The organism is Streptomyces sp. NPDC005863, assembly GCF_042871345.1.
In the GTDB taxonomy this organism is placed as follows: domain Bacteria; phylum Actinomycetota; class Actinomycetes; order Streptomycetales; family Streptomycetaceae; genus Streptomyces.
On sequence record NZ_JBIAII010000006.1, the window covers coordinates 328,511 to 354,797 of the forward strand.

26 protein-coding genes and 1 tRNA gene are annotated in these 26,287 nt (G+C 70.7%); 13 read left to right on the forward strand and 14 right to left on the reverse strand.

All coding sequences use genetic code 11. The annotated features are described in order from the left end of the window. The first annotated feature begins 330 nt into the window (after positions 1–330). Positions 331–1,068: a LuxR C-terminal-related transcriptional regulator gene (locus ACFYO9_RS22970; protein WP_355807440.1), complete on the forward strand. Its 738-nt coding sequence runs from the start codon at positions 331–333 to the stop codon at positions 1,066–1,068. A gap of 34 nt (positions 1,069–1,102) precedes the next feature. Here the strand turns inward: ACFYO9_RS22970 and ACFYO9_RS22975 are convergent, their stop codons facing one another. Beyond that, complete coding sequence (locus tag ACFYO9_RS22975) at positions 1,103–1,402, reverse strand: hypothetical protein (RefSeq protein ID WP_355807438.1); 300 nt, start codon at positions 1,400–1,402, stop codon at positions 1,103–1,105. A gap of 23 nt (positions 1,403–1,425) precedes the next feature. Beyond that, complete coding sequence (locus ACFYO9_RS22980) at positions 1,426–3,111, reverse strand: sodium:solute symporter family protein (RefSeq protein WP_358776318.1); 1,686 nt, start codon at positions 3,109–3,111, stop codon at positions 1,426–1,428. Positions 3,112–3,324: 213 nt separating this feature from the next. Between ACFYO9_RS22980 and galT the strand changes: the two genes are divergently transcribed. The 4 genes from galT (at position 3,325) to ACFYO9_RS23000 (ending at position 7,024) form a co-directional block, all read left to right on the forward strand. After that, the gene (galT, locus tag ACFYO9_RS22985) at positions 3,325–4,386 is read left to right on the forward strand and encodes a galactose-1-phosphate uridylyltransferase (protein WP_358776317.1); all 1,062 of its coding nucleotides are present in this window, start codon (positions 3,325–3,327) and stop codon (positions 4,384–4,386) included. Next, positions 4,383–5,336 (forward strand): UDP-glucose 4-epimerase GalE, encoded by a 954-nt coding sequence (galE, locus tag ACFYO9_RS22990; RefSeq protein ID WP_358776315.1) that lies wholly within the window; start codon positions 4,383–4,385, stop codon positions 5,334–5,336. The genes galT and galE overlap by 4 nt, the downstream gene beginning before the upstream one ends. A gap of 30 nt (positions 5,337–5,366) precedes the next feature. Then, entirely contained in the window at positions 5,367–6,521 is a 1,155-nt protein-coding gene (galK, locus tag ACFYO9_RS22995; protein ID WP_358776314.1) for a galactokinase, read from the forward strand. Positions 6,522–6,676: 155 nt separating this feature from the next. Further along, on the forward strand, positions 6,677–7,024 hold the full coding sequence (locus ACFYO9_RS23000) for a DoxX family protein (protein ID WP_358776312.1): 348 nt from the start codon (positions 6,677–6,679) through the stop codon (positions 7,022–7,024). A gap of 10 nt (positions 7,025–7,034) precedes the next feature. Here the strand turns inward: ACFYO9_RS23000 and ACFYO9_RS23005 are convergent, their stop codons facing one another. After that, positions 7,035–7,490: a GNAT family N-acetyltransferase gene (locus ACFYO9_RS23005; RefSeq protein WP_358776335.1), complete on the reverse strand. Its 456-nt coding sequence runs from the start codon at positions 7,488–7,490 to the stop codon at positions 7,035–7,037. A 263-nt stretch (positions 7,491–7,753) separates the two neighbouring features. On the opposite strand from ACFYO9_RS23005, the gene ACFYO9_RS23010 reads away from it, so the two are divergent. Then, entirely contained in the window at positions 7,754–8,527 is a 774-nt protein-coding gene (locus ACFYO9_RS23010; RefSeq protein WP_355807427.1) for a response regulator transcription factor, read from the forward strand. Here the strand turns inward: ACFYO9_RS23010 and tamR are convergent. Next, positions 8,486–8,983, reverse strand: coding sequence for a MarR family transcriptional regulator TamR (gene tamR / locus ACFYO9_RS23015; RefSeq protein WP_355807425.1), 498 nt, complete (start codon positions 8,981–8,983; stop codon positions 8,486–8,488). The genes ACFYO9_RS23010 and tamR overlap by 42 nt on opposite strands. A 141-nt stretch (positions 8,984–9,124) precedes the next feature. On the opposite strand from tamR, the gene ACFYO9_RS23020 reads away from it, so the two are divergent. The 3 genes from ACFYO9_RS23020 to ACFYO9_RS23030 all read left to right on the forward strand — a co-directional run bounded on the left by ACFYO9_RS23020 (position 9,125) and on the right by ACFYO9_RS23030 (position 11,068). Continuing rightward, positions 9,125–9,961: a trans-aconitate 2-methyltransferase gene (locus ACFYO9_RS23020; protein ID WP_358776310.1), complete on the forward strand. Its 837-nt coding sequence runs from the start codon at positions 9,125–9,127 to the stop codon at positions 9,959–9,961. Next, complete coding sequence (locus ACFYO9_RS23025) at positions 9,958–10,323, forward strand: glyoxalase (RefSeq protein WP_358776308.1); 366 nt, start codon at positions 9,958–9,960, stop codon at positions 10,321–10,323. The genes ACFYO9_RS23020 and ACFYO9_RS23025 overlap by 4 nt, the downstream gene beginning before the upstream one ends. A 124-nt stretch (positions 10,324–10,447) precedes the next feature. Further along, complete coding sequence (locus tag ACFYO9_RS23030) at positions 10,448–11,068, forward strand: Uma2 family endonuclease (protein ID WP_358776306.1); 621 nt, start codon at positions 10,448–10,450, stop codon at positions 11,066–11,068. Between the two features lie 6 nt (positions 11,069–11,074). Here ACFYO9_RS23030 and ACFYO9_RS23035 read toward each other — a convergent pair whose 3' ends face one another. Together ACFYO9_RS23035 and ACFYO9_RS23040 are read right to left on the reverse strand one after the other, a co-directional pair. Continuing rightward, positions 11,075–11,761 carry a TetR/AcrR family transcriptional regulator gene (locus ACFYO9_RS23035; RefSeq protein ID WP_355807419.1) on the reverse strand — a complete coding sequence of 229 codons (687 nt, stop codon included), beginning with the start codon at positions 11,759–11,761 and terminating at the stop codon, positions 11,075–11,077. Continuing rightward, complete coding sequence (locus ACFYO9_RS23040) at positions 11,758–12,795, reverse strand: fatty acid desaturase (protein WP_355807418.1); 1,038 nt, start codon at positions 12,793–12,795, stop codon at positions 11,758–11,760. Before ACFYO9_RS23040 ends, ACFYO9_RS23035 begins: the two co-directional genes overlap by 4 nt. A 292-nt stretch (positions 12,796–13,087) precedes the next feature. Between ACFYO9_RS23040 and ppc the strand changes: the two genes are divergently transcribed. Next, positions 13,088–15,832, forward strand: a complete 2,745-nt coding sequence (gene ppc, locus ACFYO9_RS23045; protein WP_358776305.1) for a phosphoenolpyruvate carboxylase — start codon at positions 13,088–13,090, stop codon at positions 15,830–15,832. 110 nt (positions 15,833–15,942) lie between these two features. Continuing rightward, entirely contained in the window at positions 15,943–16,554 is a 612-nt protein-coding gene (locus tag ACFYO9_RS23050) for a Uma2 family endonuclease (protein WP_358776303.1), read from the forward strand. A gap of 3 nt (positions 16,555–16,557) precedes the next feature. Here ACFYO9_RS23050 and pth read toward each other — a convergent pair whose 3' ends face one another. From pth to ACFYO9_RS23080, 6 genes are all read right to left on the reverse strand, one after another. Continuing rightward, positions 16,558–17,160: an aminoacyl-tRNA hydrolase gene (gene pth / locus ACFYO9_RS23055; RefSeq protein ID WP_358776301.1), complete on the reverse strand. Its 603-nt coding sequence runs from the start codon at positions 17,158–17,160 to the stop codon at positions 16,558–16,560. A gap of 115 nt (positions 17,161–17,275) precedes the next feature. Further along, on the reverse strand, positions 17,276–17,872 hold the full coding sequence (locus ACFYO9_RS23060; RefSeq protein ID WP_355807412.1) for a 50S ribosomal protein L25/general stress protein Ctc: 597 nt from the start codon (positions 17,870–17,872) through the stop codon (positions 17,276–17,278). A gap of 165 nt (positions 17,873–18,037) precedes the next feature. Continuing rightward, positions 18,038–19,012, reverse strand: coding sequence for a ribose-phosphate diphosphokinase (locus ACFYO9_RS23065; RefSeq protein ID WP_358776299.1), 975 nt, complete (start codon positions 19,010–19,012; stop codon positions 18,038–18,040). Between the two features lie 114 nt (positions 19,013–19,126). Beyond that, a complete protein-coding gene (gene glmU, locus ACFYO9_RS23070; RefSeq protein WP_358776333.1) occupies positions 19,127–20,575 on the reverse strand; it encodes a bifunctional UDP-N-acetylglucosamine diphosphorylase/glucosamine-1-phosphate N-acetyltransferase GlmU in 1,449 nt (482 codons plus the stop codon). 123 nt (positions 20,576–20,698) lie between these two features. Next, a tRNA-Gln gene (locus ACFYO9_RS23075) sits at positions 20,699–20,773 on the reverse strand. 24 nt (positions 20,774–20,797) lie between these two features. Beyond that, positions 20,798–21,685 (reverse strand): hypothetical protein, encoded by an 888-nt coding sequence (locus ACFYO9_RS23080; protein WP_358776297.1) that lies wholly within the window; start codon positions 21,683–21,685, stop codon positions 20,798–20,800. A 167-nt stretch (positions 21,686–21,852) separates the two neighbouring features. On the opposite strand from ACFYO9_RS23080, the gene ACFYO9_RS23085 reads away from it, so the two are divergent. Then, positions 21,853–23,163, forward strand: coding sequence for a histidine kinase (locus ACFYO9_RS23085; protein WP_355807406.1), 1,311 nt, complete (start codon positions 21,853–21,855; stop codon positions 23,161–23,163). Positions 23,164–23,188: 25 nt separating this feature from the next. Here ACFYO9_RS23085 and ACFYO9_RS23090 read toward each other — a convergent pair whose 3' ends face one another. Both ACFYO9_RS23090 and ACFYO9_RS23095 read right to left on the reverse strand, forming a co-directional pair. Next, a complete protein-coding gene (locus ACFYO9_RS23090) occupies positions 23,189–23,722 on the reverse strand; it encodes an SUKH-3 domain-containing protein (RefSeq protein WP_355807404.1) in 534 nt (177 codons plus the stop codon). Positions 23,723–23,805: 83 nt separating this feature from the next. Next, positions 23,806–24,300: a YwqJ-related putative deaminase gene (locus ACFYO9_RS23095; RefSeq protein WP_388666531.1), complete on the reverse strand. Its 495-nt coding sequence runs from the start codon at positions 24,298–24,300 to the stop codon at positions 23,806–23,808. A gap of 441 nt (positions 24,301–24,741) precedes the next feature. Between ACFYO9_RS23095 and ACFYO9_RS23100 the strand changes: the two genes are divergently transcribed. After that, on the forward strand, positions 24,742–25,728 hold the full coding sequence (locus tag ACFYO9_RS23100) for an SMI1/KNR4 family protein (RefSeq protein ID WP_355807400.1): 987 nt from the start codon (positions 24,742–24,744) through the stop codon (positions 25,726–25,728). Positions 25,729–26,287 lie beyond the last annotated feature (559 nt).

Genomic DNA, 26,287 nt, shown 5'->3' on the forward strand with positions numbered 1-26,287 from the left:
CCCTTTCTTTTGGTACTTTATTTTTAACTGGCCGGGGGGTTGGGCCCGTTTTTGGCGGGCCCCGGCGGTTTCCGGCCGGGGGGGGGCCCCCCCCCCCCCCCCGGGGGGGGGGGCCCGCCGCCGTCCGCGTACCACCCGGTCCTTCCCGGCGCCCCCCAAGGGCAGTGATTTCGGCATTACGGGCCGCTTCTGGCCGGTAGGGGGCGCGTAACGTCGAACAAGCGTGTAGCTTCCGGGGGACGGTGGGCCGGGGGGCCCGCGGTCCACGGGGAGCGGGAGAGCGGGGCGACCGGTGGATCTGGGGATCAGTCGGGGAAGTGGGGGGTTGCTATGGGTGTGCGGCTCATGGTGGTCGACGATCATCGACTGCTCGCCGAGGCCCTCGCCTCGGCGCTGAAACTGCGCGGGCACCGGGTGCTCGCCGCCGCCGCGCCCGCCGCGGGCGCGGCGGAACTGGTCATCAGCAGGGCCCCGGAGGTCTGCCTCCTCGGCACGGCGACGCCCGCCGAACCGGGCATGTTCGACCCGGTGGTGAAGATCAAGCGGGACCGGCCGCAGGTGCAGGTGGTGGTGCTCGGTCCGGTGCCGAACCCGCGCGGGATCGCCGCGGCCTTCGCCTCCGGCGCCTCCGGGTACGTGCGCCACGACGAGCGCATCGAGGGCGTGGAGCGCGCCATCATGAAGGCGCGCGCGGGCGAGGCGGCCGTCGCGCCCCAGTTGCTTCAGGGCGCCTTCAGCGAGCTGCTCAACCCGGCCGCGCAGCCCGACGACGAGGGGCAGCGCCTGCTGCAGATGCTCACGCCCCGCGAGGTCGAGGTGCTGGTCCGGGTCGCGGACGGCGAGGACACCCGGCTGATCGCGGCCGGCATGGGGATAGCCCCGAGCACGGCGCGCACCCACGTCCAGCGGGTCCTGATGAAGCTCGGCGTCGGCTCGCGCCTGGAGGCCGCCGCGCTCGCCGCGCGCACGGGTCTGCTGGAGCGCGCCGAGCGCCCGGTTTCCTCGTACGCGCACAACGGTGGCCCCGAGGGTCTGGAGACGGCGCCGGGGCCCGAGTCACCGCGGTGACGCCGGGCCCCGGCCGGGGAGGACGAGCGAGGGGTTACTTGTCCTCTTCCTTCGGCTCCGTCTCCGGCTCCGTCGCGGGCACCACCATCGGGCGCAGCCAGAGCCACCCCAGGAAGAAGAGCCCGAGGGCGAGCATGGCGAGCCCCGTCCACAGGTTGATGTTGATGTCCTCGGCCTTCTTCAGGTCGGCGTCGGACGCGGTGATCCCGGCGATCGTCACGATGACCCCGTAGACGACGAACAGGCCGCCGATGATGCGCCTGATGTCGAAGAGCCGGGCCGCCGTGGCGGACTTGGCCTCCAGGTCGGAGACGTGCTTGTGCAGATCAGACATGGTCTTCGGTCCTCCGATCGAGGCTAGAACGAGTACGGCACGTAGCAGGCGGCGGCGAGTACGACGGCGCCCCAGCCGAGCAGCGCCGGCCTGCGGTACCACGCGTCGTCGCCCGCCTCGACGCCGTCCGCCTCCAGGTCGGGCGAGACCGTCCCGTAGACCAGACCGGCCAGTTCGGCCTCCGGCTTGGGCTCGGTGAACAGGGTGACGGCCACCATCACGACGGCGCCCGCGGCGAAGCCGACCATCGCCGAGACGAAGTTGGCGCCCTGGTCGGACGGGATGTCGATGATGCCCTGCTTGTAGATCCAGAAGTAGTTGACCATCGCGGCGGTGGTGCCCGCGAGCAGCCCCCAGACGCCGGACTTCATCGACGCCCGCTTCCAGAACATGCCGATGATGAAGACGACGAACATCGGGACGTTGAAGAAGGAGAACAGCGTCTGCAGGTAGCTCATGATGTTCTCGAACGACGAGGCGATGAAGGCCGTGCCGATCGAGGCGAGCACACCGAGGGCGGTGATGAGCCGGCCGAACTTCAGGTAGTAGCCGTCCTCCTCGTCCTTCTTCACGTACTTCGCCCAGATGTCGTACGTGAACACGGTGTTGAAGGAGGAGACGTTCGCCGCCATGCCCGCCATGAACGCGGCGAGCAGACCGGTGACCGCGATGCCGAGCACGCCGTTGGGCAGCAACTCCTGCATCAGGTACGGGATCGCGTCGTTGTACGTCAGGTCGGAGCCCGCCGTGCCGATCTTCGGGACGAGGACGGCGGCGACCAGGCCCGGGATCATCACCGCGAAGACGATGAAGATCTTCGGGAAGGCGGCGATCAGCGGGGTGCGCTGGGCGGCGCTCAGGTTCTTGGCGGAGAGCGCGCGCTGCACCTCGGCGAAGTTGGTCGTCCAGTAGCCGAAGGAGAGCACGAAGCCGAGGCCGAGGACGATCGTCAGCCAGTTGGCGCCGAGCGGATTGGCGTCACCGATGCCGGTGCCGCCCCAGGCGGTCATGAAGTTGTCGCCGTGCTGCTTCTCGATCGAGCCGGACAGGCCGTCCCAGCCGCCGACCTTCTTCAGGCCGATGACGCAGATGGGTATCAGCGCGGCGAGGATGACGAAGAACTGCAGGACCTCGTTGTAGATCGCCGAGGAGAGACCGCCGATGGTGATGTACGCGAGGACGAAGAGCCCCGCGACGACGATCGCCACCCACTGCGGCCAGCCGAGCAGCGCCTCGACGACGATCGACAGGGCGTAGAGGTTCACGCCCGCGATGAGGATCGCCGCGAAGGCGAAGAGCGCCGAGCTGAGCAGGTGCGCCGACTTGTCGAAGCGCTGGAGCAGGAACTCGGGGACGGAGCGGACCTTGCTGCGGTAGTAGAAGGGCATCATGACCAGGCCGAGGAAGACCATGGCCGGGATGGCGCCGATCCAGTACCAGTGGACGACCGCGACGCCGTACTGCGCGCCGGTCGCGGCCATGCCGAGGATCTCGGTGGCGCCGAGGTTCGCGGCGACGAAGGCGAGACCGGTGACCCACGCGGGCAGGGAGCGGCCCGAGAGGAAGAAGTCGAGGCTGGTCTTCACGGAGCGCCGGGCGGCGAAGCCGATGCCGAGGACCACGGCGAAGTAGATCGCCAGGATCGCGTAGTCGAGGCCGTTGGTGGGCAGCCGAAGCCCCTCGGCCAGGGTTTGTGTCGGGGACAGCATGTGAACTCGCTTCGTTGCGCGAACGGATCAGACCGGAACCTACGCCCCTTGCTTCAATAACTGAACAGTTCTGTTGGTGTTCTTTGTTTGATTGTGATCGAGCCGACGGGTCGAACCGTTCCCCCGCCCCCAGGGCTGCGGGCATTGACGGAGCTGTTGGCTTGTGATTTGTTATGTTCGGTTCTGTTGGGTGGGTGGTGAGGAGCCCCTGACGTGAAGAAGACCTCGACCCGTCTCGCCGACGGTCGTGAGCTCATCTACTACGACGTGCGCGACGACACCGTGCGCGACGCCGTCGACCGGCGCCCGCTCGGGCCCGTCTCGACCACATCGGAGGTGCGCCGGGACCCCCTGCTCGGCGACAGCGTGGCCATCGCCTCGCACCGCCAGGGCCGCACCTACCACCCGCCGGCCGACGAGTGCCCCCTGTGCCCCTCCGCCGGGGACCGGCTCAGCGAGATCCCCGACTCCGCATACGACGTCGCGGTCTTCGAGAACCGCTTCCCCTCGCTCGCCGGCGACGCGGGCCGCTGCGAGGTCGTCTGCTTCACCCCCGACCACACCGCCTCCTTCGCCGACCTCACCCCCGAGCAGGCCGGACTCGTCCTGGTGGCCTGGACCGACCGCACCGCCGAACTCGCCCACCTGGACTCCGTGGCGCAGGTGTTCTGCTTCGAGAACCGCGGCGCCGAGATCGGCGTGACCCTCGGCCACCCGCACGGCCAGATCTACGCCTACCCCTTCGTCACCCCGCGCACGGAGCTGATGCTGCGCTCGCTCGCCGCGTTCAAGAAGTCCACCGGCGGCAACCTCTTCGACGACATCGTCGCGCAGGAGAGCGCCGGCGAGCGGGTCGTCCTGGCGGGCGAGCACTGGGTGGCCTTCGTGCCGTACGCGGCGCACTGGCCCTACGAGGTGCACCTGTACCCCAAGCGGCGGGTCCCCGACCTGCTCGCCCTCGACGACGCGGCGCGCGCGGAGTTCCCGCGGATCTATCTGGAACTCCTCAGGCGCTTCGACCGGATCTTCGACACCTCGGGCGCGACCCCCACCCCCTACATCGCGGCCTGGCACCAGGCGCCGTTCACCGGGCTCGACGGACATGACGGGATCAACCGGGACGACTTCGGCCTGCACCTCGAACTTTTCACGATTCGCCGCACTTCGGGCAAGCTGAAGTTCCTCGCGGGTTCCGAATCCGGCATGAGCGTGTTCATCAACGACGTGCCGCCGGAAGCCGCGGCCCAGCGACTGCGAGAGGTAGCGAGTTCATGAGCGGTAAGTACCTGGTCACCGGTGGTGCGGGCTACGTCGGAAGTGTGGTGGCGCAGCATCTGATCGAGGCCGGGCACGAGGTGACCGTCCTCGACAACCTCTCCACGGGCTTCCGCGAAGGCGTCCCCGCCGGCGCCGCGTTCGTCGAGGGCGACATCCGGGACGCCGCCAAGTGGCTGGACTCCTCCTACGACGCCGTGCTCCACTTCGCCGCCTTCTCGCAGGTCGGCGAGTCCGTCGTGAAGCCCGAGAAGTACTGGGACAACAACGTCGGCGGCACCATGGCGCTGCTCGCCGCCATGCGCGACGCCGACGTGCGCAGGCTCGTCTTCTCCTCCACCGCCGCGACATACGGCGAGCCCGTGCACACCCCCATCACGGAGACCGACCCGACCGCGCCGACCTCTCCGTACGGCGCCTCCAAGCTCGCCGTCGACCACATGATCAGCGGCGAGGCCGCCGCGCACGGCCTGGCCGCCGTCTCGCTGCGCTACTTCAACGTCGCGGGCGCGTACGGCGACTGCGGCGAGCGCCACGACCCCGAGTCGCACCTCATCCCGCTCGTCCTCCAGGTCGCCCAGGGCCGCCGCGAGGCGATCAACGTCTTCGGCGACGACTACCCGACGCCGGACGGCACCTGCGTGCGCGACTACATCCACGTCGCCGACCTCGCCGAGGCCCACCTCCTCGCCGTCGACGCCGCCACCCCCGGCGAGCACCTCATCTGCAACCTCGGCAACGGCAACGGCTTCTCCGTGCGCGAGGTCATCGAGACCGTCCGCGAGGTCACCGGCCACCCGATCCCGGAGGTCATGGCCCCGCGCCGCGGCGGCGACCCGGCGGTCCTGGTCGCCTCGGCCGCCACCGCACGCGAGAAGCTCGGCTGGAACCCGACCCGCGCGGACCTCGCGGGCATCGTCGCCGACGCCTGGGCGTTCGCCCGGCGTTGAGAGAAAAAACGAGGGGCTGAGGGGCAACTGATGGACGTAGCGGCCAAGTTCGCCGAGCTGTACGGGTACCCGGCGCAGGGAGTGTGGTCGGCCCCGGGCCGGGTCAACCTCATCGGCGAGTACACCGACTTCAACGAGGGGTTCGTGCTGCCCCTCGCGCTGCCGCACACCGCGGTGGCGGCCGTGGCCCGGCGCACCGACGGCGTCCTGCGGCTGCACTCCGCGGACATCGACGCCCCCGTCGCCGAACTCCGCGTCGACGCCCTCGAACCCCTGTCGAAGTACGGACAGGGCGGCTGGGCCGCCTACCCGGCCGGTGTGATGTGGGCGCTGCGGGACGCGGGCCACGACGTGTCCGGCGGCGCCGACATCCACCTCGCCTCGACCGTGCCCACCGGGGCGGGCCTGTCCTCGTCGGCCGCCCTGGAGGTCGTCACGGCCCTCGCCATGAACGACCTGTACGGACTCGGCCTCGACCGGCCGCGTCTCGCGGTCCTCGCCCAGCGCGCCGAGAACGCCTTCGTCGGCGTGCCGTGCGGCGTGATGGACCAGATGGCCTCCGCGTGCGCCACCGAGGGCCACGCCCTGCACCTGGACTGCCGCGACCTCGCGATACGACAGGTCCCCTTCGACCTCGACGCGCACGGCCTGCGGCTGCTCGTCGTCGACACCCGGGTCAAGCACGAGCTGGGTGACGGGGCGTACGCGGAGCGCCGGGCCGGCTGCGAGGAGGGCGCCCGCATCCTGGGCGTGACACACCTGCGGGACGTGCCGTACGACGAACTCCCGGCGGCGCTTGAGCGGCTGACGGACGAGCGGATCCGGCGGTACGTGCGGCACATCGTCTCGGACGACCACCGCGTCGAGCGGGTCATCGGCCTCCTCGACGCCGGCGACGTCCGCGCGGCCGGCCCCGTCCTCACCGAGGGACACGCCTCGCTCCGCGACGACCTGCGCATCTCCTGCCCCGAGCTGGACCTGGTGGTGAGCTCCGCGAACGCGGCGGGCGCGCTCGGCGCCCGGATGACCGGCGGCGGCTTCGGCGGCTCGGCGATCGTCCTGGTGGAGGCGGCGGACGCGGAGACGGTCACGAAGTCCGTCCTCGCGGCCTTCGACACGGCGGGCTTCACGGCCCCGCGGGTGTTCCCCGCGGCCCCGTCGGCGGGGGCACGCCGGGAGGCGTGAACGGGCGGTGACCGGGCCCGGCGGAACCCGGCGGAAAAAGATTCCGCCGACCGGTCACATCGGTGCGGTGCGCTCCGTCATGGCAGTGAACAGCCAAGAACGGCACCGGCGGGGCGGCACCGCCCCGGCGGCCGCGCGACAGAGGAGCGTCCCAGATGTCCACCACCCACACCGTCGTCACCCTGATCGCCGCCGCGATGGTGGGCTTCTCCGCCGTCTCCGTCTTCCTGCGCGCCCAGTGGGTCGTGCAGCCGATGGCCGACTACGGCGTCCCCATGACGTGGCTGCCCTGGCTCGGCGCCGCCAAGGCCGCGGGCGTCGCAGGACTGCTCGCCGGCCTGTTCGTGCCGGTGCTCGGGACCGTGGCGGCGATCGCCCTGGTGCTGTACTTCGCCGGGGCCGTCGTCACCGTGGTGCGGGCGCGCTGGTACGCGCACATCCCGTTCCCGCTGCTGTACGCGGCACCGGTGGCCGGCGCCCTGGTCGTGGGGCTCGCGGCCTGAGCCCGCGGGGTCAGGCCAGCCGCTTGGTGAGCGTGAACTCCTTGACGCCCTCGGGGTAGTCGGGGATCACGCTCACCAGCTCGTACCCCTGGTTCCGGTAGAAGCCCGGCGCCTGGAAGTCCCACGTCTCCACCCGGGAGCTGCGGCAGCCGCGCTCCTCGACGGCCACGCGCTCCGCCTGAGCGAGCAGCCGCGAGCCGAGGCCCGCCCCGCGGTGCCGGTCGTCGACCCATAGGTAGTCCACGTGCAGCCAGCGCGCCCAGGTGTGCGCGGCGATCCCCGCCGCGAGCTCACCCGCCTCGTCCAACGCCCAGACGGCCAGCGGGACTTCCTGGTCCTCGCGGGTGCCGCGCAGCGCGCGGAGCTCCGCCGACGCCGCCGTGTTCGTCTCGCTCAGCCGCGAACGCAGCAGACCCAGCCGCTCTTTGTCGACTCCCGTCTCCATCCGAAACATATGGCTCACCATAAACGCGTCGGCCAATCAGTTCTGCAAATCACCTTCCGCTGCGGGCGTGCGGCCCTACTCTGAAGGGCAGTGCCGGTGGGGGCCGGCACTGATCAGGGGGCGAGACAGTCGGGTACAGCGCCCGGCGTGGGGGCAGCGGTCACGTCCGGCGGCGGCCGGGCCACCGCGTCGACCCCCGCACCGGGCGCCGTACCCGCACCAGCCGTTCTCCGATGACGGGGTATCCCCAGCTCCCTGCCGGGAGCGCGGGGAAGGGGGTTTCTGTGGTTCGTATTCGAGTCCTGGTCGTCGACGACCACCGCATCTTCGCCGAGTCGCTGGCCGCCGCGCTCGCGGCCGAGCCCGACGTCGAGGTGTCGGCGGCCGGCAGCGGTCCCGCCGCACTGCGCTGCCTGGAGCGCTCGATCGCCGAGGGGCGCAGGTACGACGTGCTGCTCGTCGACGCCGACCTCGGCAGCGCCGCGAGCGTCCTGGCCGCCCGGCCCGCCGTCTCCGTCCAGGAGGGCAACGCCGACGGGCTCGTCGACGGCATCTCGCTGGTCGCGGGCGTCCGCACCGGCCAGCCCGCCGTGCGCACCGTGGTGCTCGCCGAGAAGGACGACCCGCGCCGCGCGGCGCTCGCCCTGCAGGCCGGCGCGTCCGGCTGGGTCGCCAAGGACTGCTCGCTCTCCCGGCTCCTGACGGTCATACGGGGCGTGCTGCGCGACGAGACCCATCTGCCGCCCGCCCTGCTCACCGGCGTCCTGCGCGAACTGACCGCGGCCCGCAAACACCGCACCGAGTCCGAGCGCCTGGTGGAGTCGCTGACCCCGCGCGAGCGCGAGGTGCTGCGCTGCATGGTGGCGGGGCTCGGCCGCAAGGCCGTCGCCGAGCGCCTCTTCCTCTCCCCGCACACGGTGCGTACGCACATGCAGAACGTGCTGGGCAAGCTGGGCGTGCACTCCACGCTCGCCGCGGTGGCGCTGGCCCGGCGCGCGGGCGTCGGACCGGCCGACCTAGCCGGGGATGTTGTCGAACGGGGCGGTCAACTGGCGTAGCAGCCCCGCCAGTTCGCCGCGCTGGGCGCGGGAGAGCTCGGCGAGGATCGCCCGCTCCTGCTCCAGGAGTCCGGCCAGGGCCTGGTCCGCGCGGTCCCGGCCCTCCTCGGTGAGCCGCACCAGGACGCCGCGCCGGTCGCTGGGGTCCGGCAGCCGCTCGACGAGGCCCTTCTTCGCGAGGCGGTCGATGCGGTTCGTCATCGTGCCGGACGTCACGAGCGTCTGGGTCAGGAGCTGGCCGGGGGAGAGCTGATAGGGCGCGCCCGCGCGCCGCAGCGACGTCAGGACGTCGAACTCCCACGGCTCCAGATTGTGCTCCGAGAAGGCGAGCCTTCGGGCACGGTCCAGGTGCCGCGCGAGCCTGCTCACGCGGCTGAGCACCTCGAGTGGTTCCACGTCGAGGTCCGGGCGCTCCCGGCGCCACGCTGCGACCAGCCGATCGACCTCGTCCTCCATGACGATCAGTGTAGGGGGTCTGTCGACATGAAGTCTCTTGACGTCAAGATACTTCGAAGTCAAGATGGCCGTCGGAGCGCGTACGGGACGTCATCCCGCCGTCCCGCCGCGTTCCCCGCGCCGTCGCCGAGGAGGCCCACCATGCCCGCATCCGCAGCCGCCGCCACCTGGGATCCCCACCAGTACCTGCGCCACGCCGACCACCGCTCCCGGCCCTTCGTGGACCTGCTCGCCCGCGTCCCCGAGCTCCCCGCCGCAGGCCGTCCGCCCCGCGTCGCCGACCTCGGCTGCGGCCCCGGCAACGTCACCCGGCTCCTCGCCGAGCGCTGGCCCACCGCGCACATCACCGGCTTCGACAACTCCCCCGAGATGCTGGCCAGGGCGGAGGCGGTGGCGGGCCCCACGGCCGGCGGCGGCCTCCTCGACTTCGCCCACGCCGACGCCGCGCGATGGACACCGGCCCCGGCGACGTACGACCTGATCCTGTCCAACGCGACCCTGCAATGGGTGCCGGGCCACCCCGACTCCTTCGCCGCCTGGACCGACGCCCTGACGCCCGGCGGCACGTTCGCCTTCCAGGTGCCCGGCAACTTCGACGCCCCCAGCCACGTCCTGATGCGGGAACTGAGCGGCTCCGAGCGGTGGCGGGGGAGGCTCGGCGGACGCCTGCGGCACGCGGACGCGGTCCTGACGCCGGGGGAGTACCTGGAACGGCTCGCGGACCTCGGCTGCGAGGTCGACGCGTGGGAGACGACGTACCAGCACCTGCTCACCGGCGAGGACCCCGTCCTGGACTGGGTGAAGGGCACGGGCCTGCGCCCGGTCCTGACCGCCCTGGCCGACGACCCCGCCGCCACGGAGGCGTTCCTGTCGGAGTACCGCGAGCTCCTGCGCGAGGCCTACCCGCCGTCCTCCCACGGCACGGTGTTCCCCTTCCGCCGGGTGTTCGCGGTGGCCAGGAAGGGAGACACGGCGTGACGCTCACCGCCGTCGACCACGTCCAGCTCGCCGCTCCGCCCGGCAGCGAGGACCTGCTGCGGTCCTACTACGTCGACGTGCTCGGCATGACGGAGGTGCCGAAGCCGCCGGTGCTCGCGGCACGCGGCGGCTGCTGGTTCGAGGCGGGCGGCGTACGCCTGCACGTCGGCGTCGAGGACGACTTCCGCCCCGCGCAAAAGGCCCACCCTGGACTGCGTGTACGCGACATCGAGGCCTACGCGGACCGGCTCACCGTGCACGGCGCCGACGTCACCTGGGACGACAACCTGCCGGGCCACCGCCGCTTCTACTCGTGGGACCCGGTCCGCAACCGCCTCGAATTCCTCGAACCGTTGGCCTGACCTCGCACGTTCGGGTGATCGCCGGGGGCTTTTCGGGTGACGATGCACTTGGCGCCGTACCGTCACCGTGTCGCTTGTGCCGCAGTGGCGCCCGCGCCCACACTGATGGAGGAGGTGCTGCACGATGACCGCTCTCGCACATGAGGTGACCCCCGTGGTGAACAACCCGGTACCCGACTTGGACGAGGTCCTGTGGCAGGCGTGGAAGGCCATGGATCTCCCCGAGGGCTACCGCGCCGAGATCATCGAGGGAGCCATCGAGGTGTCGCCCACCGGTCGCCGTCGTCACGGCGTGCTCATCAACCGTTGCCGTCGTGCGCTGGACCGGCACCTGGCGGGCGGCGATTACCTGCCGTTCCAGGACATCAACGTCATCCACGGCCGCAAGTCCTGGATTCCCGACCTCTTCGTCGCCCCGGAGGACCTCGACGAGATCCCCAACGAGGAAGACCTCGGCGTCGACGCCTCCGGAGTCGCCCTGGTCGTCGAGGTCGTCTCACCCGGCTCCCGCAACATCGAGCGCGACCGCGTCCGCAAGCGTCGCGAGTACGCCCGCGCCGGCATCCCCGTCTATGTGATCGTCGACGACTTCGACGAGGACGGCGCGGTCCTCGTCCTGACCGCGCCCAACCCGAAGAAGGAGAGCTACGAGGACGAGCACCGCGTCCCGTACGGCACCGACGCCGTCGTCCCGAGCGGCCCCGCCAAGGGCTTCGCCATCGGTGAGGCCATCACCCGGAGCTGACCGGCGTCAGCTCTTCCGGTGGCCTATCAGCCGCGGCTTCGGTTCCAGGCCGTCGAGGCCGTGCCACGCCAGGTTCACCAGGTGGGCCGCCACCTCCGCCTTCTTCGGCTTGCGGACGTCCAGCCACCACTGGCCCGTCAGCGCGACCATGCCGACCAGCGCCTGTGCGTACAGCGGCGCCAGCTTCTGGTCGAAGCCGCGGCCCTTGAACTCCTGGCCCAGGATGTCCTCGACCTGCGTCGCGATGTCGGAGATCAGGGACGCGAAGGTGCCGGTGGACTGGGCCACCGGGGAATCGCGCACCAGGATGCGGAAGCCGTCCGTGTACGTGTCGATGTAGTCGAGCAGGGCGAACGCGGCCTGTTCGAGGAGCTCGCGCGGATGGCCCGCCGTCAGCGCCCCCGTCACCATGTCGAGCAGCGCCCGCATCTCGCGGTCCACCACCACCGCGTACAGCCCCTCCTTGCCGCCGAAGTGCTCGTACACCACCGGCTTGGAGACCCCGGCCTTGGCCGCGATCTCCTCCACCGACGTGCCCTCGAACCCCTTGGCGGCGAAGAGCGTACGGCCGATGTCCAGCAGCTGCTCCCGGCGCTCGGCACCCGTCATCCGGGTCCGGCGGACACGCCGGGGCTGCTTCTCTTTGCCGGCAGGGCTGGGATTGCTGGAGTCGGTCGCCACGTCGTCCATCATGCCGCGTCGGGCGAGCGCGCCCCGCGCCGGGACTCGGCCTCACCCGCGGGCCTGCGCCGCGCGTCCAGGCGCGACTGCGAGGGCCACCGCACGTCGGACGCCCAGCCCAGCTGCTCGCACCAGCGGATGATCCGCGCGGACGAGTCGATCTGCCCCTTCATCACACCGTGCCGCGCCGACGTCGGGTCGGCGTGGTGCAGGTTGTGCCAGGACTCCCCGCAGGAGAGCACCGCGAGCCACCACACGTTGCCCGAACGGTCCCGGGACTTGAAGGGGCGCTTGCCCACCGCGTGACAGATCGAGTTGATCGACCACGTCACGTGGTGCAGCAGCGCGACCCGGACCAGCGAGCCCCAGAAGAACGCGGTGAACGCGCCCCACCACGACATCGTGACCAGCCCGCCCACCAGCGGCGGGATGCCCAGCGACACGATCGTCCAGAACAGGAACTGCCGCGAGATCGTGACGAGCGCCGGGTCCTTGATCAGGTCCGGTGCGTACTTCTCCTGTGACGTCCGCTCCTCATCGAACATCCATCCGATGTGCGCCCACCACAACCCCTTCATCAGGGCCGGGACCGTCTCGCCGAACCGCCACGGGGAGTGCGGGTCGCCCTCCGCGTCGGAGAACTTGTGGTGCTTGCGGTGGTCGGCCACCCAGCGGACCAGCGGGCCCTCCACCGCCATCGACCCGGCCACCGCCAGCGCGATCCGCAGCGGCCGCTTCGCCTTGAAGGAGCCGTGCGTGAAGTAACGGTGGAAGCCGATGGTGATGCCGTGGCACCCCAGGTAGTACATGAACACGAGCAGGCCCAGATCCAGCCAGCTCACGCCCCAGCCCCAGGCCAGCGGCACGGCCCCCAGCACGGCGACGAAGGGAACGACGATGAAGAGGAGAAGGGCGAGCTGTTCGAGTGAGCGCTTCTGCTCGCCGCCCAGTGTCGCGGGGGGCAGCGGGGCGCCGGGGTCACCGGTCGTCCGCGAAGCGTCGTCGATCACATCGGTGTCGGAGTACGCATCGGAGCTTGTCGTCATGGGCACGTCCCCTGTGGGGTCGAGGAGGGTTGAGGTGGGAGCAGTGCGTGGGCACGGTTCCTGCCACGGCTGCGATACCGCGTTTCCTACGGTTCCGTAACCTACGGCGACGTAAGTATGGCAGTGCGGAGCCTCGCGGCAAGAGGCCGAGAGCTCCGCGCCCGAGGTGATGCCTATCCTTGGACACGGTCGGACAGCGCGGTCCGCTCTGTATCTCCCCCCGGTTACCCATATCCCCACCGGGGACCCCTCCCAGACTTGACGTGCTTCAACACTGCAAGGAGCCGCACCTGTGAGCAGTGCCGACGACCGGGGCCAGCAGGCCACCAGCAACGCCAGCACCGAGCTGCGCGCCGACATCCGCCGCCTCGGCGACCTGCTCGGCGAGACCCTCGTACGCCAAGAGGGTCCCGAACTCCTCGAACTGGTCGAAAAGGTCCGCCGCCTGACGCGCGAGGACGGCGAGGCCGCCGCCAAGCTCCTCGGCGGCACCGAACTGGAGACCGCCGCCAAGCTGGTCCGCGCCTTCTCCACCTACTTCCACCTGGCGAACGTCACCGAGCAGGTCCACCGCGGCCGCGAGCTCCGCACCCGGCGCGCCGCCGAGGGCGGACTCCTCTCCCGCACCGCGGACCGCCTCAAGGACGCCGACCCCGAGCACCTGCGCCAGACCGTGCGCAACCTCAACGTGCGCCCCGTCTTCACCGCGCACCCCACCGAGGCCGCCCGCCGCTCGGTGCTCAACAAGCTCCGCCGCGTCGCCGCGCTCCTGGAGACCCCGGTCATCGAGTCCGACCGGCGCCGCCACGACACCCGACTGGCCGAGAACATCGACCTCGTCTGGCAGACCGACGAGCTCCGCGTGGTGCGCCCCGAACCCGCCGACGAGGCCCGCAACGCCATCTACTACCTCGACGAGCTGCACGCCGGCGCCGTCGGCGACGTCCTGGAGGACCTCACCGCCGAGCTGGCACGCGTCGGCGTCGAGCTGCCCGAAGGCACCCGCCCCCTCAGCTTCGGCACCTGGATCGGCGGCGACCGCGACGGCAACCCCAACGTGACCCCCGAGGTCACCTGGGACGTCCTGATCCTCCAGCACGAGCACGGCATCAACGACGCGCTCGACCTGATCGACGAGCTGCGCGGCTTCCTCTCCAACTCCATCCGCTACACCGGAGCCACCGAGGAACTGCGCGCCTCCCTCCAGTGCGACCTGGAGCGGCTCCCCGAGATCAGCCCCCGCTACAAGCGCCTCAACGCCGAGGAGCCCTACCGCCTCAAGGCCACCTGCATCCGGCAGAAGCTGGAGAACACCAAGCAGCGCCTGGCCAAGGGCACCGCGCACGTGGAGGGCCGCGACTACCTCGGCACCGCCGAGCTGCTGCACGACCTCACCCTCATCCAGACCTCGCTGCGCGAGCACAAGGGCGCCCTCTTCGCCGACGGCCGGATGAACCGCACCATCCGCACGCTCGCCGCCTTCGGCCTCCAGCTCGCCACCATGGACGTACGCGAGCACGCCGACGCCCACCACCACGCGCTCGGCCAGCTCTTCGACCGCCTCGGCGAGGAGTCCTGGCGCTACGCCGACATGCCCCGCGAGTACCGCCAGAAGCTCCTCGCCAAGGAGCTCAGGTCCCGGCGCCCGCTCGCCCCCTCCCCGGCACCGCTCGACGCCGCCGGCGAGAAGACCCTCGGCGTCTTCCACACCGTCAAGAAGGCCCTCGAGGTCTTCGGCCCCGAAGTCATCGAGTCGTACATCATCTCGATGTGCCGGGGCGCCGACGACGTCTTCGCCGCCGCCGTCCTCGCCCGCGAGGCCGGCCTCATCGACCTGCACGCGGGCTGGGCCAAGATCGGCATCGTCCCGCTCCTGGAGACCACCGACGAGCTGCGCGCCGCCGACGTCATCCTCGACGAGATGCTCGCCGACCCGTCGTACCGGCGCCTGGTCGCCCTGCGCGGCGACGTCCAGGAAGTCATGCTCGGCTACTCGGACTCCTCCAAGTTCGGCGGCATCACCACCAGCCAGTGGGAGATCCACCGCGCCCAGCGCCGGCTGCGCGACGTCGCCCACCGCTACGGCGTCCGCCTGCGCCTCTTCCACGGCCGCGGCGGCACCGTCGGCCGCGGCGGCGGCCCCTCGCACGACGCGATCCTCGCCCAGCCCTGGGGCACCCTGGAGGGCGAGATCAAGGTGACCGAGCAGGGCGAGGTCATCTCCGACAAGTACCTCGTCCCGTCACTGGCCAGGGAGAACCTGGAGCTCACGGTCGCCGCCACACTGCAGGCCTCCGCCCTGCACACGGCCCCCCGCCAGTCCGACGAGGCCCTCGCCCGCTGGGACGCCGCCATGGACGTCGTCTCCGACGCCGCGCACTCCGCGTACCGCAGGCTCGTCGAGGACCCGGACCTGCCGACGTACTTCCTCGCCTCCACCCCGGTCGACCAGCTCGCCGACCTGCACCTGGGCTCGCGGCCCTCCCGCCGCCCCGGCTCCGGCGTCTCCCTGGACGGCCTGCGCGCCATCCCGTGGGTCTTCGGCTGGACCCAGTCCCGGCAGATCGTCCCCGGCTGGTTCGGCGTCGGCTCCGGCCTCAAGGCGCTGCGCGAGGCCGGCCTCGACACCGTCCTCGACGAGATGCACGAGCACTGGCACTTCTTCCGCAACTTCCTCTCCAACGTCGAGATGACGCTCGCGAAGACGGACCTGCGGATCGCCCGGCACTACGTCGAGACCCTCGTGCCCGACGAGCTCCGGCACGTCTTCACCACCATCGAGGAAGAGCACGAACTGACCGTCCGCGAGGTCCTGCGCATCACCGGCGGCGAGCAGCTCCTCGACTCCCACCCGGCGCTCCAGCAGACCTTCGCCATCCGCGACGCCTACCTGGACCCGATCTCCTACCTCCAGGTGGCCCTGCTGAAGCGCCAGCGGGACGCCGCGGCGGCCGAGGAGGAGCCCGACCCGCTGCTCGGCCGAGCCCTCCTGCTCACGGTCAACGGCGTCGCCGCGGGCCTGCGCAACACGGGCTGATCACCCTCTCCGACCGCTGACGGCCCACCCGCGCACTCGTTCGGGTGGGCCGTCTCGTATCTCATGCCCCGAGGCGTGGCCGCGTCGTCATACTGGATCCGGGAGGACCCATGACTGAGCAGGCGATTTACCGGCACTTGCGTGAGCTGCGGGAGCATTTCACGCCGCCCCCTGGATTCAGCTGGCCCGAGATCAGCGACGGGCAGCTCGTGATGATGATGAATCCGAGGCCGCGCCACCAAGTGGTCGCCAAGCAGCTCACCCGGCAGCTGGACCCTCAGCTTCCCCCGGGGTTCTACGCCTACGAGTCCACGGATACGGACGACGTGGCGCTCGGCAAGCTCCGCATTCCCGACATACTCATCGCCCGGGAAGAGGCCATGCTGACCGACGATCCGCTCGATCCGCGGGAGATCGTCCTGGCTGTCGAGATCGTCTCTCCTTCGAATCCGAACAACGACTATCAGCACAAGGTCGACGACTACCCGGCCATGGGCATCCCGCACTACCTGATCGTCGATCCCCGCGACGGCACCTGGACCTACCTGTGGGACATCGACAGCAGCGCGGGGCGACCCGCCTACGGAAACCGCCTGTCCAAGCAGCCCTACGGCAAACCGGCCACCATCGCCACCGACCTCGGCACCTGGACCATCGAAACCGGTGACCTGCCCCGGTACAGCGCGAAGGACATGATGCAGGAGGAGCCGCGACAGTCCTAGGTCTCAGGAGTTGTACGTGGACTGCGCCCGCTCCAACCCCTCCGTGACCAGCGCCTCCACCGCGTCGGACGCGCGGTCCACGAAATAGTCCAGCTCCTTGCGCTCCGCCGACGAGAAGTCCTTCAGGACGAAGTCCGCCACCTGCATCCGGCCCGGCGGACGCCCGATGCCGAACCGCACCCGGTGGTAGTCCGCGCCCATCGCCTTCGTCATCGACTTCAGACCGTTGTGGCCGTTGTCGCCACCGCCCAGCTTCAGCCGCAGCGTGCCGTAGTCGATGTCCAGCTCGTCATGGACCGCGACGATCTGCTCCGTCGGCACCCTGTAGAAGTCGCGCAGCGCCGTCACCGGACCGCCCGAGACGTTCATGTACGACATGGGCTTGACCAGGATCACCCGGCGGCTCGCCGGACCGGGCGCACCGATGCGCCCCTCGACCACCTGCGCCTGCGCCTTCCCCGCCCGCTTGAACCTGCCGCCCATCCGCTGGGCCAGCAGATCCGCCACCATGAACCCCACGTTGTGCCGGTTCATCGCGTACTCGGGACCCGGATTGCCGAGGCCCGCGATCAGCCAGGGGGCGCTGGCATCCGTCGTCACGTCCATGTCTCCTTCATACGCCCAAGTCCCGTCCATACGCGGCAGCCGCCGCCCCCCGACGGGGAGCGGCGGCTGCCGTTCGTTCCGATCCGTTCAGATCCGATCAGATCCGACGCGAGGCTCAGGCCTCGGCGGCCTCGTCGCCCTCGGCGCCACCCTCGGCCGGGGCCTCCTCGGCCTGCGCGGCCAGGACCTGGATGACGACCGCGTCCTCGTCGATGGCCAGCGTGGAGCCGGACGGCAGCGGGATGTCCTTGGCGAGGATGGACGCACCGGCGTCCAGGCCCGCGATGGAGACCGTGACCTCGGTCGGGATGTGGGTCGCCTCGGCCTCGACCGGCAGCGTGTTCAGCACGTGCTCGAGCAGGTTGCTGCCCGGGGCCAGCTCGCCCTCGGTGTGCACGGGGATCTCGACCGTGACCTTCTCGCCGCTGCGGACCAGCAGCAGGTCGACGTGCTTCAGGATGCCCTGACGGAGGGCGTCACGCTGCACGGCCTTCGGGATCGCCAGTTGGGTCTTGCCGTCCACGTCCAGGGAGATCAGGACGTTCGGCGTACGCAGCGCCATCAGCAGGTCGTGGCCCGGCAGCGCCAGGTGGACCGGCTCGGCGCCGTGACCGTAGAGAACGCCGGGAACCTTGTCCTCGCGACGGATGCGGCGGGCGGCGCCCTTGCCGAACTCGGTGCGGGTCTCAGCCTTGAGCTTGACCTCAGCCATGTGCACTCCTCGAACTAACAGGTGTCGGATGGGGTTACCCGGCCATACGACTGGCCTGCTACGAAGAGCGCGTCGATAACGGACAGCCACACAAAAAAGTGCGGCCTCCCTCGCCGAGCAACTTCTGAAGTCTACTCGGCCGGGAGGCCACACCCAAAAGGATCTTTACTGCTCCTCGAAGAGGCTCGTCACCGAACCGTCCTCGAAGACCTCACGCACCGCGTTCGCGATCGTCGGCGCGATCGAAAGCACCGTGATCTTGTCGAGCTCCAGCTCTCCCGGCGTCGGCAGGGTGTCCGTGAACACGAACTCGCTCACCTTGGAGTTCTTCAGCCGGTCCGCCGCCGGACCCGACAGCACACCGTGCGTCGCCGTCACGATGACGTCCTCCGCACCGTGCGCGAACAGCGCGTCCGCGGCGGCGCAGATCGTGCCACCCGTGTCGATCATGTCGTCCACCAGGACACAGACGCGGCCCTTGACCTCACCCACGACCTCATGGACGGTCACCTGGTTCGCGACGTCCTTGTCACGGCGCTTGTGCACGATCGCCAGCGGGGCCCCCAGACGGTCGCACCAGCGGTCGGCGACCCGCACACGGCCGGCGTCCGGAGACACGACGGTCAGCTTCGAACGGTCGACCTTCGCACCCACGTAGTCCGCCAGGATCGGCAGCGCGAACAGGTGGTCCACCGGACCGTCGAAGAAGCCCTGGATCTGGTCCGTGTGCAGATCGACCGTGAGGATGCGGTCCGCACCCGCGGTCGCCATCAGATCCGCGATCAGACGCGCCGAGATCGGTTCACGCCCACGGTGCTTCTTGTCCTGCCGCGCGTAACCGTAGAACGGCACGATGACGGTGATGGAGCGGGCCGACGCGCGCTTCAGCGCGTCGATCATGATCAGCTGCTCCATGATCCACTTGTTGATCGGAGCGGTGTGGCTCTGGATCAGGAAGCAGTCGGCGCCGCGCGCCGACTCCTGATAGCGGACGTAGATCTCACCGTTGGCGAAATCGAAGGCCTTCGTCGGCACGATGCCGACACCCAGCTTGTGTGCGACCTCCTCGGCCAACTCGGGGTGGGCGCGGCCGGAGAAGAGCATCAACTTCTTCTCGCCGGTCGTCTTGATCCCGGTCACAGCACTGTCTCCTCAGAGAGTTCTTCCCGCTGCCGTACTCACGCGTCCCGGTGCGTCGAGTCGGCCGAATGTGCACCTATCACGGTACGCCGTGTCAGGCGCACCTGTTTCCGGTCAGCTTTCGCCGGCCGGCTCCCGGGACGCCGCCTCCGCCGCCTTCGCGGCCGCGCTCCCCGGACGCTTACGGGCCACCCAGCCCTCGATATTCCGCTGCTGGCCCCGCGCCACGGCCAGCGAACCCGCGGGCACATCCTTCGTGATCACGGACCCCGCGGCGGTGTACGCACCGTCCCCCACCGTGACAGGAGCCACAAACATGTTGTCCGAACCCGTACGGCAGTGGGACCCCACCGTCGTGTGGTGCTTCGCCTCACCGTCGTAGTTCACGAAGACGCTCGCCGCACCGATGTTGGAGAACTCACCGATCGTCGCGTCCCCCACGTACGACAGGTGCGGCACCTTCGAACCGTCACCGATCGTCGCGTTCTTCATCTCCACATACGTACCCGCCTTGGAGCGCACCCCGAGCCGGGTGCCCGGCCGCAGATACGCGAACGGGCCGACGCTCGCCTGCTCCCCGACCTCCGCGCTGTACGCGACGGAGTTGTCCACCCGCGCCCCCGCACCGACCCGGGTGTCCGTCAGCCGGGTGTTCGGCCCGACCTCGGCGCCCTTGCCCACATGCGTGGCCCCGTGCAGCTGCGTGCCCGGATGCACCACCGCGTCCCGCTCGAAGGTCACCGTCGCGTCGACCCACGTGGACGCCGGGTCCACCACGGTCACGCCCGCGAGCATCGCGTCGGTCAGCAGCCGGTCGTTCAACGTGCGGCGCGCGGCGGCCAGTTGGACGCGGTTGTTGATGCCCGCGATCTCCTCGTGGTCCCCGGCGACGGCGGCACCGACCCGGTGCCCGGCCTCGCGCAGGATCCCGAGCACGTCCGTCAGGTACTCCTCGCCCTGGCTGTTGTCCGTACGCACCTTGCCGAGCGCCTCGGCGAGCAGCCGCCCGTCGAACGCGAACACACCGGAGTTGATCTCACGGATCGCGCGCTGCGACTCGGTGGCGTCCTTGTGCTCGACGATCGCCGTCACGGAGCCGTTCGCCCCGTCGCGCACGATGCGGCCGTAGCCGGTCGCGTCCGGCACCTCGGCGGTCAGCACGGTCACCGCGTTCCCGTCGCCGTCGTGCGTCCCGGCGAGCTGCCGCAGCGTCTCGCCGGTCAGCAGCGGGGTGTCGCCGCAGACGACGATCACGGTGCCGTCGACGGTGCCGCCCAGCTCCTCCAGGCCGATCCGTACGGCGTGCCCCGTGCCGTTCTGCTCGGCCTGATAGGCGGTGCGCACCTGCGGCGCGATGGCCGCCAGGTGCTCGCGCACCTGCTCGCTCTGGAAACCGACGACGGTCACGAGCTGCTCGGGCGAGAGCGCGGATGCGGCGTGCAGGACGTGTCCGATGAGGGAACGGCCACAGATCTCGTGCAGGACCTTGGGAAGGTCCGACTTCATACGGGTTCCCTCACCCGCTGCGAGGACGACGACGGCTGCCGGGCGGTTGGCGCTCACGGGGGTGCCCTTCGGCTTCGGATGGCTGGGGGTGCCTGGTGGGGTGGACATCCGCAGGATACCGGGGCGTTGGGGGGTGGAAATGAGGGCGGGTCCTGACCTTGCGGTCAGGACCCGAACCTTTGGCTCCGCCGGCTGGATTCGAACCAGCGTCTCAAGGCTCCAAAGGCCTGCGGGATGCCGCTACCCCACGGCGGAATGCCGCGTCAGACCTTACCTGGTTCACGGTGTGACGTTGATCCCGGTGGCCGATGCCACGATCCCAGTCCACCACCCTTCGATGCGGCGGTACAACTCGGCTCCCTGAGTCACGCGGACTACCAGGCACCCCCGGTAGTTCTCGCCCACGTTCTTCCGGACGGTCTTGGGGTTGTGCTTCTTGATCGTCGTCTTCTGCAGGGCGGCGTGGTCGACACCGACCAGGTCGGCCCAGTAGAGCTCGGCGGCCTTCACGTCGGCGGTGGCATGGATCATCACGCGGTAGGTCAGACGCTCACGCTCCACGCCCAGCAGCCGGAGCCAGGACAGATAGACCTCGATGACCCCGGGGTCGCTGTTGACGAACAGGACGTTCTCCCGGCGGGCATACGGTTTGTCCTTCGCCCCCTCGGCCCAGTAGAGCGCGACTCCGACCGCCATGAGTTCGCGGTCCGACAGGTCCTCGATCTCCTGCCGCGCGGTCTCCTTGACGCGCTGCCGCTCCACATCCCGCACCGCCAGCTCGTGCTCCCACCGTTTCCGTGCCGCCAGCTTCGCCTGCTCGTGCGGGTTGCGCCGCTCCGGTTTCGGCAGATCCCGTACCCACAGCGAGATCGAACTCTTCGAGCACCCCAGCTCCAGCTGGATCTGGTCGTAGGTGAGGCCTTGGAGCCGCAGCTCCCGTGCCCGCTCCCGCAGGTCGTCCTTCGCGTTCGGGCGCTTCGTCCACTCCGGCGGCGGCTCGCCCTCCAGCAGGCGGTTCAGGATGTCGTTGTTGTCGACCTGGATGCGGTCCCGGATCTGGCGGCGGCTCAGCCCCTCCCGGCGTAACGCCACCGCCCTCTCCCGCAGCCCCTCGAAGTCCTCGTACTTGTTCCTGGACGCGCCCCTGTCGGGCGTGATCTCCGTCATGGGTCGACCGTTGTCCGGAATGCGGACGTCCGGTGGGGAACCGGGAAGGGTTCAACAGTTCGAGGGATACCGGCAGGTTTCGCTTCCGGTCGAACGCGGCGTGTGCTGGATCACCGAGCCGGAAACTCACCGGAAAACCGGGGCGGAACGCCCGTACGCTGGAAGGCATGACCACGACGGGGGACGACCGCACCACGGCCATGACCGGGCCGTGGTGGTGGGAGAGGTGGCGCGGGGCCGCGCTGGACGTGGGGCTCGCCGCGGTGTCCGCGGCGGAGTGCGGGGCGGAGGGGGTCACCTTCGCGCGGGACTCGGGACTGCCCGCACCCGTGGGCGTCGTCTTCGGCGTGCTCGCGGGCGCGGCCCTGCTGATCCGGCGCCGCTGGCCCGTCGCCGTGGTGCTGATATCGATCGCGATCACGCCCGCGCAGATGGGCGTCCTGCTGACCGTCGTCGGCCTCTACACGCTCGCCGCATCGGAGCTGCCGCGCCGCATCACGGGCGCGCTGGCCGGCATGTCGATGGCGGGCACGCTGATCGTCGCGCTGGTGCGGGCCAATCAGGACATGGCGGAGGGCAGCCCGACGATCGCCAGTGAGTTCATCCCGTTCTTCGCGGTGACCGCGGCGATCGGGGTGACCGCGCCACCGGTGCTGCTCGGTCTGTACGTGGGCGCGCGGCGCCGCCTCGTGGAGGGGATGCGGGAGCGGGCGGACAGTCTGGAGCGGGAGCTTCAGTTGCTGGCGGAGCGCGCGGAGGAGCGGGCGGAGTGGGCGCGGAACGAGGAGCGCACGCGGATCGCCCGGGAGATGCACGACGTGGTGGCGCACCGGGTGAGCCTGATGGTGGTGCACGCGGCGGCGTTGCAGGCGGTGGCGCGGAAGGATCCGGAGAAGGCGGTGCGCAACGCGGCGCTGGTGGGGGACATGGGGCGGCAGGCGCTGACGGAGTTGCGCGAGATGCTCGGAGTGTTGCGGACGGGGGACGGTTCGAAGGGGGCGAAGTACGCGGAGCCGTTGCCGTTGGCGGCGGTGGGTGCGGCGGCGGCCGCGGCGGCGTCGCGTGCGGTGGACGAGGACGGCCCGTGTCTGGCGGAGCTGGAGGAGTTGGTGGGGCAGTCCCGTGCGGCGGGCATGGCGGTGGATCTGTCGGTGCAGGGGGAGCCGCGTGACTGTTCGGCGGATGTGGAGCAGACCGCCTATCGGGTGGTGCAGGAGGCGTTGACGAACGTGCACAAGCACGCGGCGGGCGCGAAGACGTATGTGCGGTTGGCGTATCGGGGCGCGGAGATCGCGATGCAGGTGGAGAACGAGCCGCCGCCGGAGGCGGGTGGTTCGCAGGACGCGCGGCTGCCGAGTGGCGGCAATGGTCTGGTGGGGATGAAGGAGCGGGTCACGGGGCTCGGCGGGGTGTTCGTGTCGGGGCCGACGGACGGTGGGGGTTTCCGGGTGTCGGCGGTGTTGCCGGCGGCGGCGTAGGCCCGCGGGGAGCTGCGGGGAGCTGTTACGCGGGTTTGGTGCCGGCCGAGAGGCGGGTGGGCTGGGCGCCGGTGACGAGGGTGGCGAGGGCCTGGTCGATGTGGGCGCCGAGGAACCAGTCGCCGCTGTGGTCGAGGCTGTAGACGCGGCCTTGGGTGTCGATGGCGAGGAGCGCCTGGTTCTCGGGTTCTTCGCCGATGGGGCAGACCTCGGTGTCGAGGGCGCGGCCGAGGTCGCCGAGGGTGCGGGCGAGGTGGAGTCCGTACATGGGGTCGAGGTGGACGGTGGCGGGCGCGATCTGGCGGCCGGGGCCCTGTGGGGTGATGTGCAGGCCGCCGAACTCGGCCCAGGCTTCGACGGCGGCGGGGAAGACGGTGTGCCGGTGGCCCGCGGGGGAGGTGTGGCGGCGCAGGGCGTCGGCCCAGATCTCTGCCTGCTTTATGTCCCAGTGGCCGGGGCGCCAGCCGGCGGCGCGCAGGGCGGCGTCGACGGGGACGGGGAAGCGGGTGCTGGTGCCGGTGGCCGGTGCGGCGGTGGTGGCGGCGTGTTCGGGGTGCATGGGGTGGCCCTTGTTCGGTCGTTCGGACGGTCGTGGGGGTCCGCGGTGGCTGCGGGATCCGGCGGCCGGCAGCCGGTGGCCGGTCAGGCTTCGGTGGTCGTGGGGTCGACGACGCGGACGCCGAAGTGGGCCGTGAGGGCGGTGCAGGAGCGGCAGGGCTGGGCGAAGCCGCCGTGCAGGGGGTCGCCGTCCTCGCGGATGCGGCGGGTGGTGAGTTTGGCGTGTTTGAGCGCTTTGCGGGCCTCGCCGTTGGTCATGGGTCTGCGGGCGGCGCGCTTGGAGCGGCCGGCGTCGGCGGCCGTGAGGTGCCGGGAGATAAGGATGGCCTCGGCGCAGCGGCCGGTGAAGCGTTCGCGCTGGCCGCTGGTGAGGGTGTCGAGGAAGTCCTGGACGAGCGGGTGGAGCGTGGGGGGTTCCTCGCCGCGGCCCGCGGTGCAGGTGAGGGTGGTCTGGCCGCGTACGGAGAGGGCGGCGGCGACGGTGGGCAGGATGCCGTCGCGGCGTTGGCGGAGGATGGGCGCGTGGGCGGCGGTGGCGCTCCAGCCGACGCGTGGGTCCCCGGTGTTCGGGGTGGGGATGGTGGCCGGGCCGTGGGCCGTGGCCCGGGTGTCGTCGGGCGTGCCGGGTGCCGTGGCGGCCGCCGTGGTGGACGGTGCGTGGCCGGGCAGGCCGCTGTGTGCTGTGTGCATTGGTGCTCTTCCCTCCCCCTGCTCGCGGTCGTCACCGCGTGTGCCACGCCCCCGCGTCGCGGAGGTACAGCCTGCCAAATGGGGCGGGTGGTGCGGAAGCTGGGGCACTGCGACACGCCTGGCTTTCCGTCGGTTTCGTCGCAGGGTGACGGTCCGGTGGCTGGTGGTCATGGAACCGGAGGCCCGGTGACCGGTGTCGTCCTTGCGCATAGGCTGTGTCGGCATCGCAGTACGAGATGTGGAACCAGATGCGCAGGAGTGGGCCGGTTCCGCGGCTCGGTGCACACGACAGAACCAGAACCTTCCACAGTGCCGCAGGGGGCAACCGCCATGACGACAGGTCGGCTGGGGCAGCAGTCCGCGCCGCCGAACGCGGCGTACGCCGGGCAGGTCGTGCACTTCCCGGATCCGGTCCGTGCCGCGCGCCATCCCAGAGGCGTACGGGTGGATGAGCACGGTTATCCGGACTTCTCCGCCTATGCGCGTGCGGCGGCCGAGATCGCGGAGCCGCCGGAGGGTTTCGGCGTGGACGAACTGCGGTTGACGGACTACGTGTCGGCGAACGCGGCGTCGGCGGCGGCGGGTCACGACCTGTGGGACACGATCCCGGCGGTGGCGACGCCGCACGGCTGGACGTGGCACCACGTGCCGGGCGGCCGTCGTCTGGAGCTGGTTCCGGTCGAGGTGAAGGCGCTGCTGCGGCATCACGGCGGGATCGCGACGACGCCGGTGGACCAGGACAAGCGGGGGACGCGTCCGCTGCAGGAGACGCGTCCGGCGCACTTCGGTCTGCCGAGGGCGACGGTCGCGGTGACGGAGCAGCAGGTGCAGGGGGTGGAGGAGGATCTGGGCTACCGGCTGCCGGGTGCCTACCGCTCCTTCCTGAAGGCGGCGGGCGGCTGTGCGCCGGTCGGTGCCGCGCTGGACGCGGAGTTGGGCCTGCTGGTGGACCAGCCGTTCTTCACGGTGCGGGACGAGGCCGCGGTGAACGATCTGGTGTACGTCAACAAGTGTCTGCGCGATCACCTCACCAAGGACTACCTGGGCGTCGGTTTCGTGCAGGGCGGTCTGCTGGCGGTGAAGGTCAAGGGCGACCGGGTCGGTTCGGTCTGGTTCTGCGCGTACGACGACGTGCGCGACCAGGACGCGTGGCCGCCGGCGGAGCGGGTGCGGCGGCTGCTGCTGCCGTGCGGTGACGACTTCGACGCGTTCCTGTCCCGGCTGGCGGGCAATCCGCCGGAGCTGGAGACGGTGGCGAACCTGATGGTGGACGGCGGCTTCGCGCACGCCGTCCCCGTGTCCTCGGGTGGGGAGTGATGTGGCGATGGTGACGTTCGCGCAGGCGCAGGACCGCGCCGAGGAGTGGGTCAACGGCGATGTGCCCGGCTATCAGCACCGTGAGGTGCGGGTCCGGGAGTTCGACCTGGGCTTCGTGGTGTGGGCGGAGGACCGGGAGAACGGTCCGGTGTCCGACGGCGGCGCGCAGCGCCTGGTCATCGCCCGGGACAGCGGTGAGGCGACGCTGTGGCCGGGGCTGCCGGTGGGTGAGGTGATCCGCCGGTACGAGGAGGAGTACGGGGTGCCGGACGCGGCGCCGGAGGACGCGGTGCCGGCCCCGCCGGAGCGGGTCGACCTCAATCAGACGTCGTTCCTGCTGACTCCTCCGGAGTGGCTCCAGGAGGCGGCGGACAAGCTGGGCATTCCGGATCGGCGGGCGGAGTCGGGGACGTCCGGGTCGGGGTCCGAGTCGGGGTCCGGCGCGGGGTCTGATGCGGGGGATGCGGCCGACGGTGCGTCGGATCCGGCTTCGGCTCCGGCTTCGGTTCCGGCTTCGGCTTCGCAGGCGCCGGGTGCGGCCGCCGCGTCGGGTCCGGCT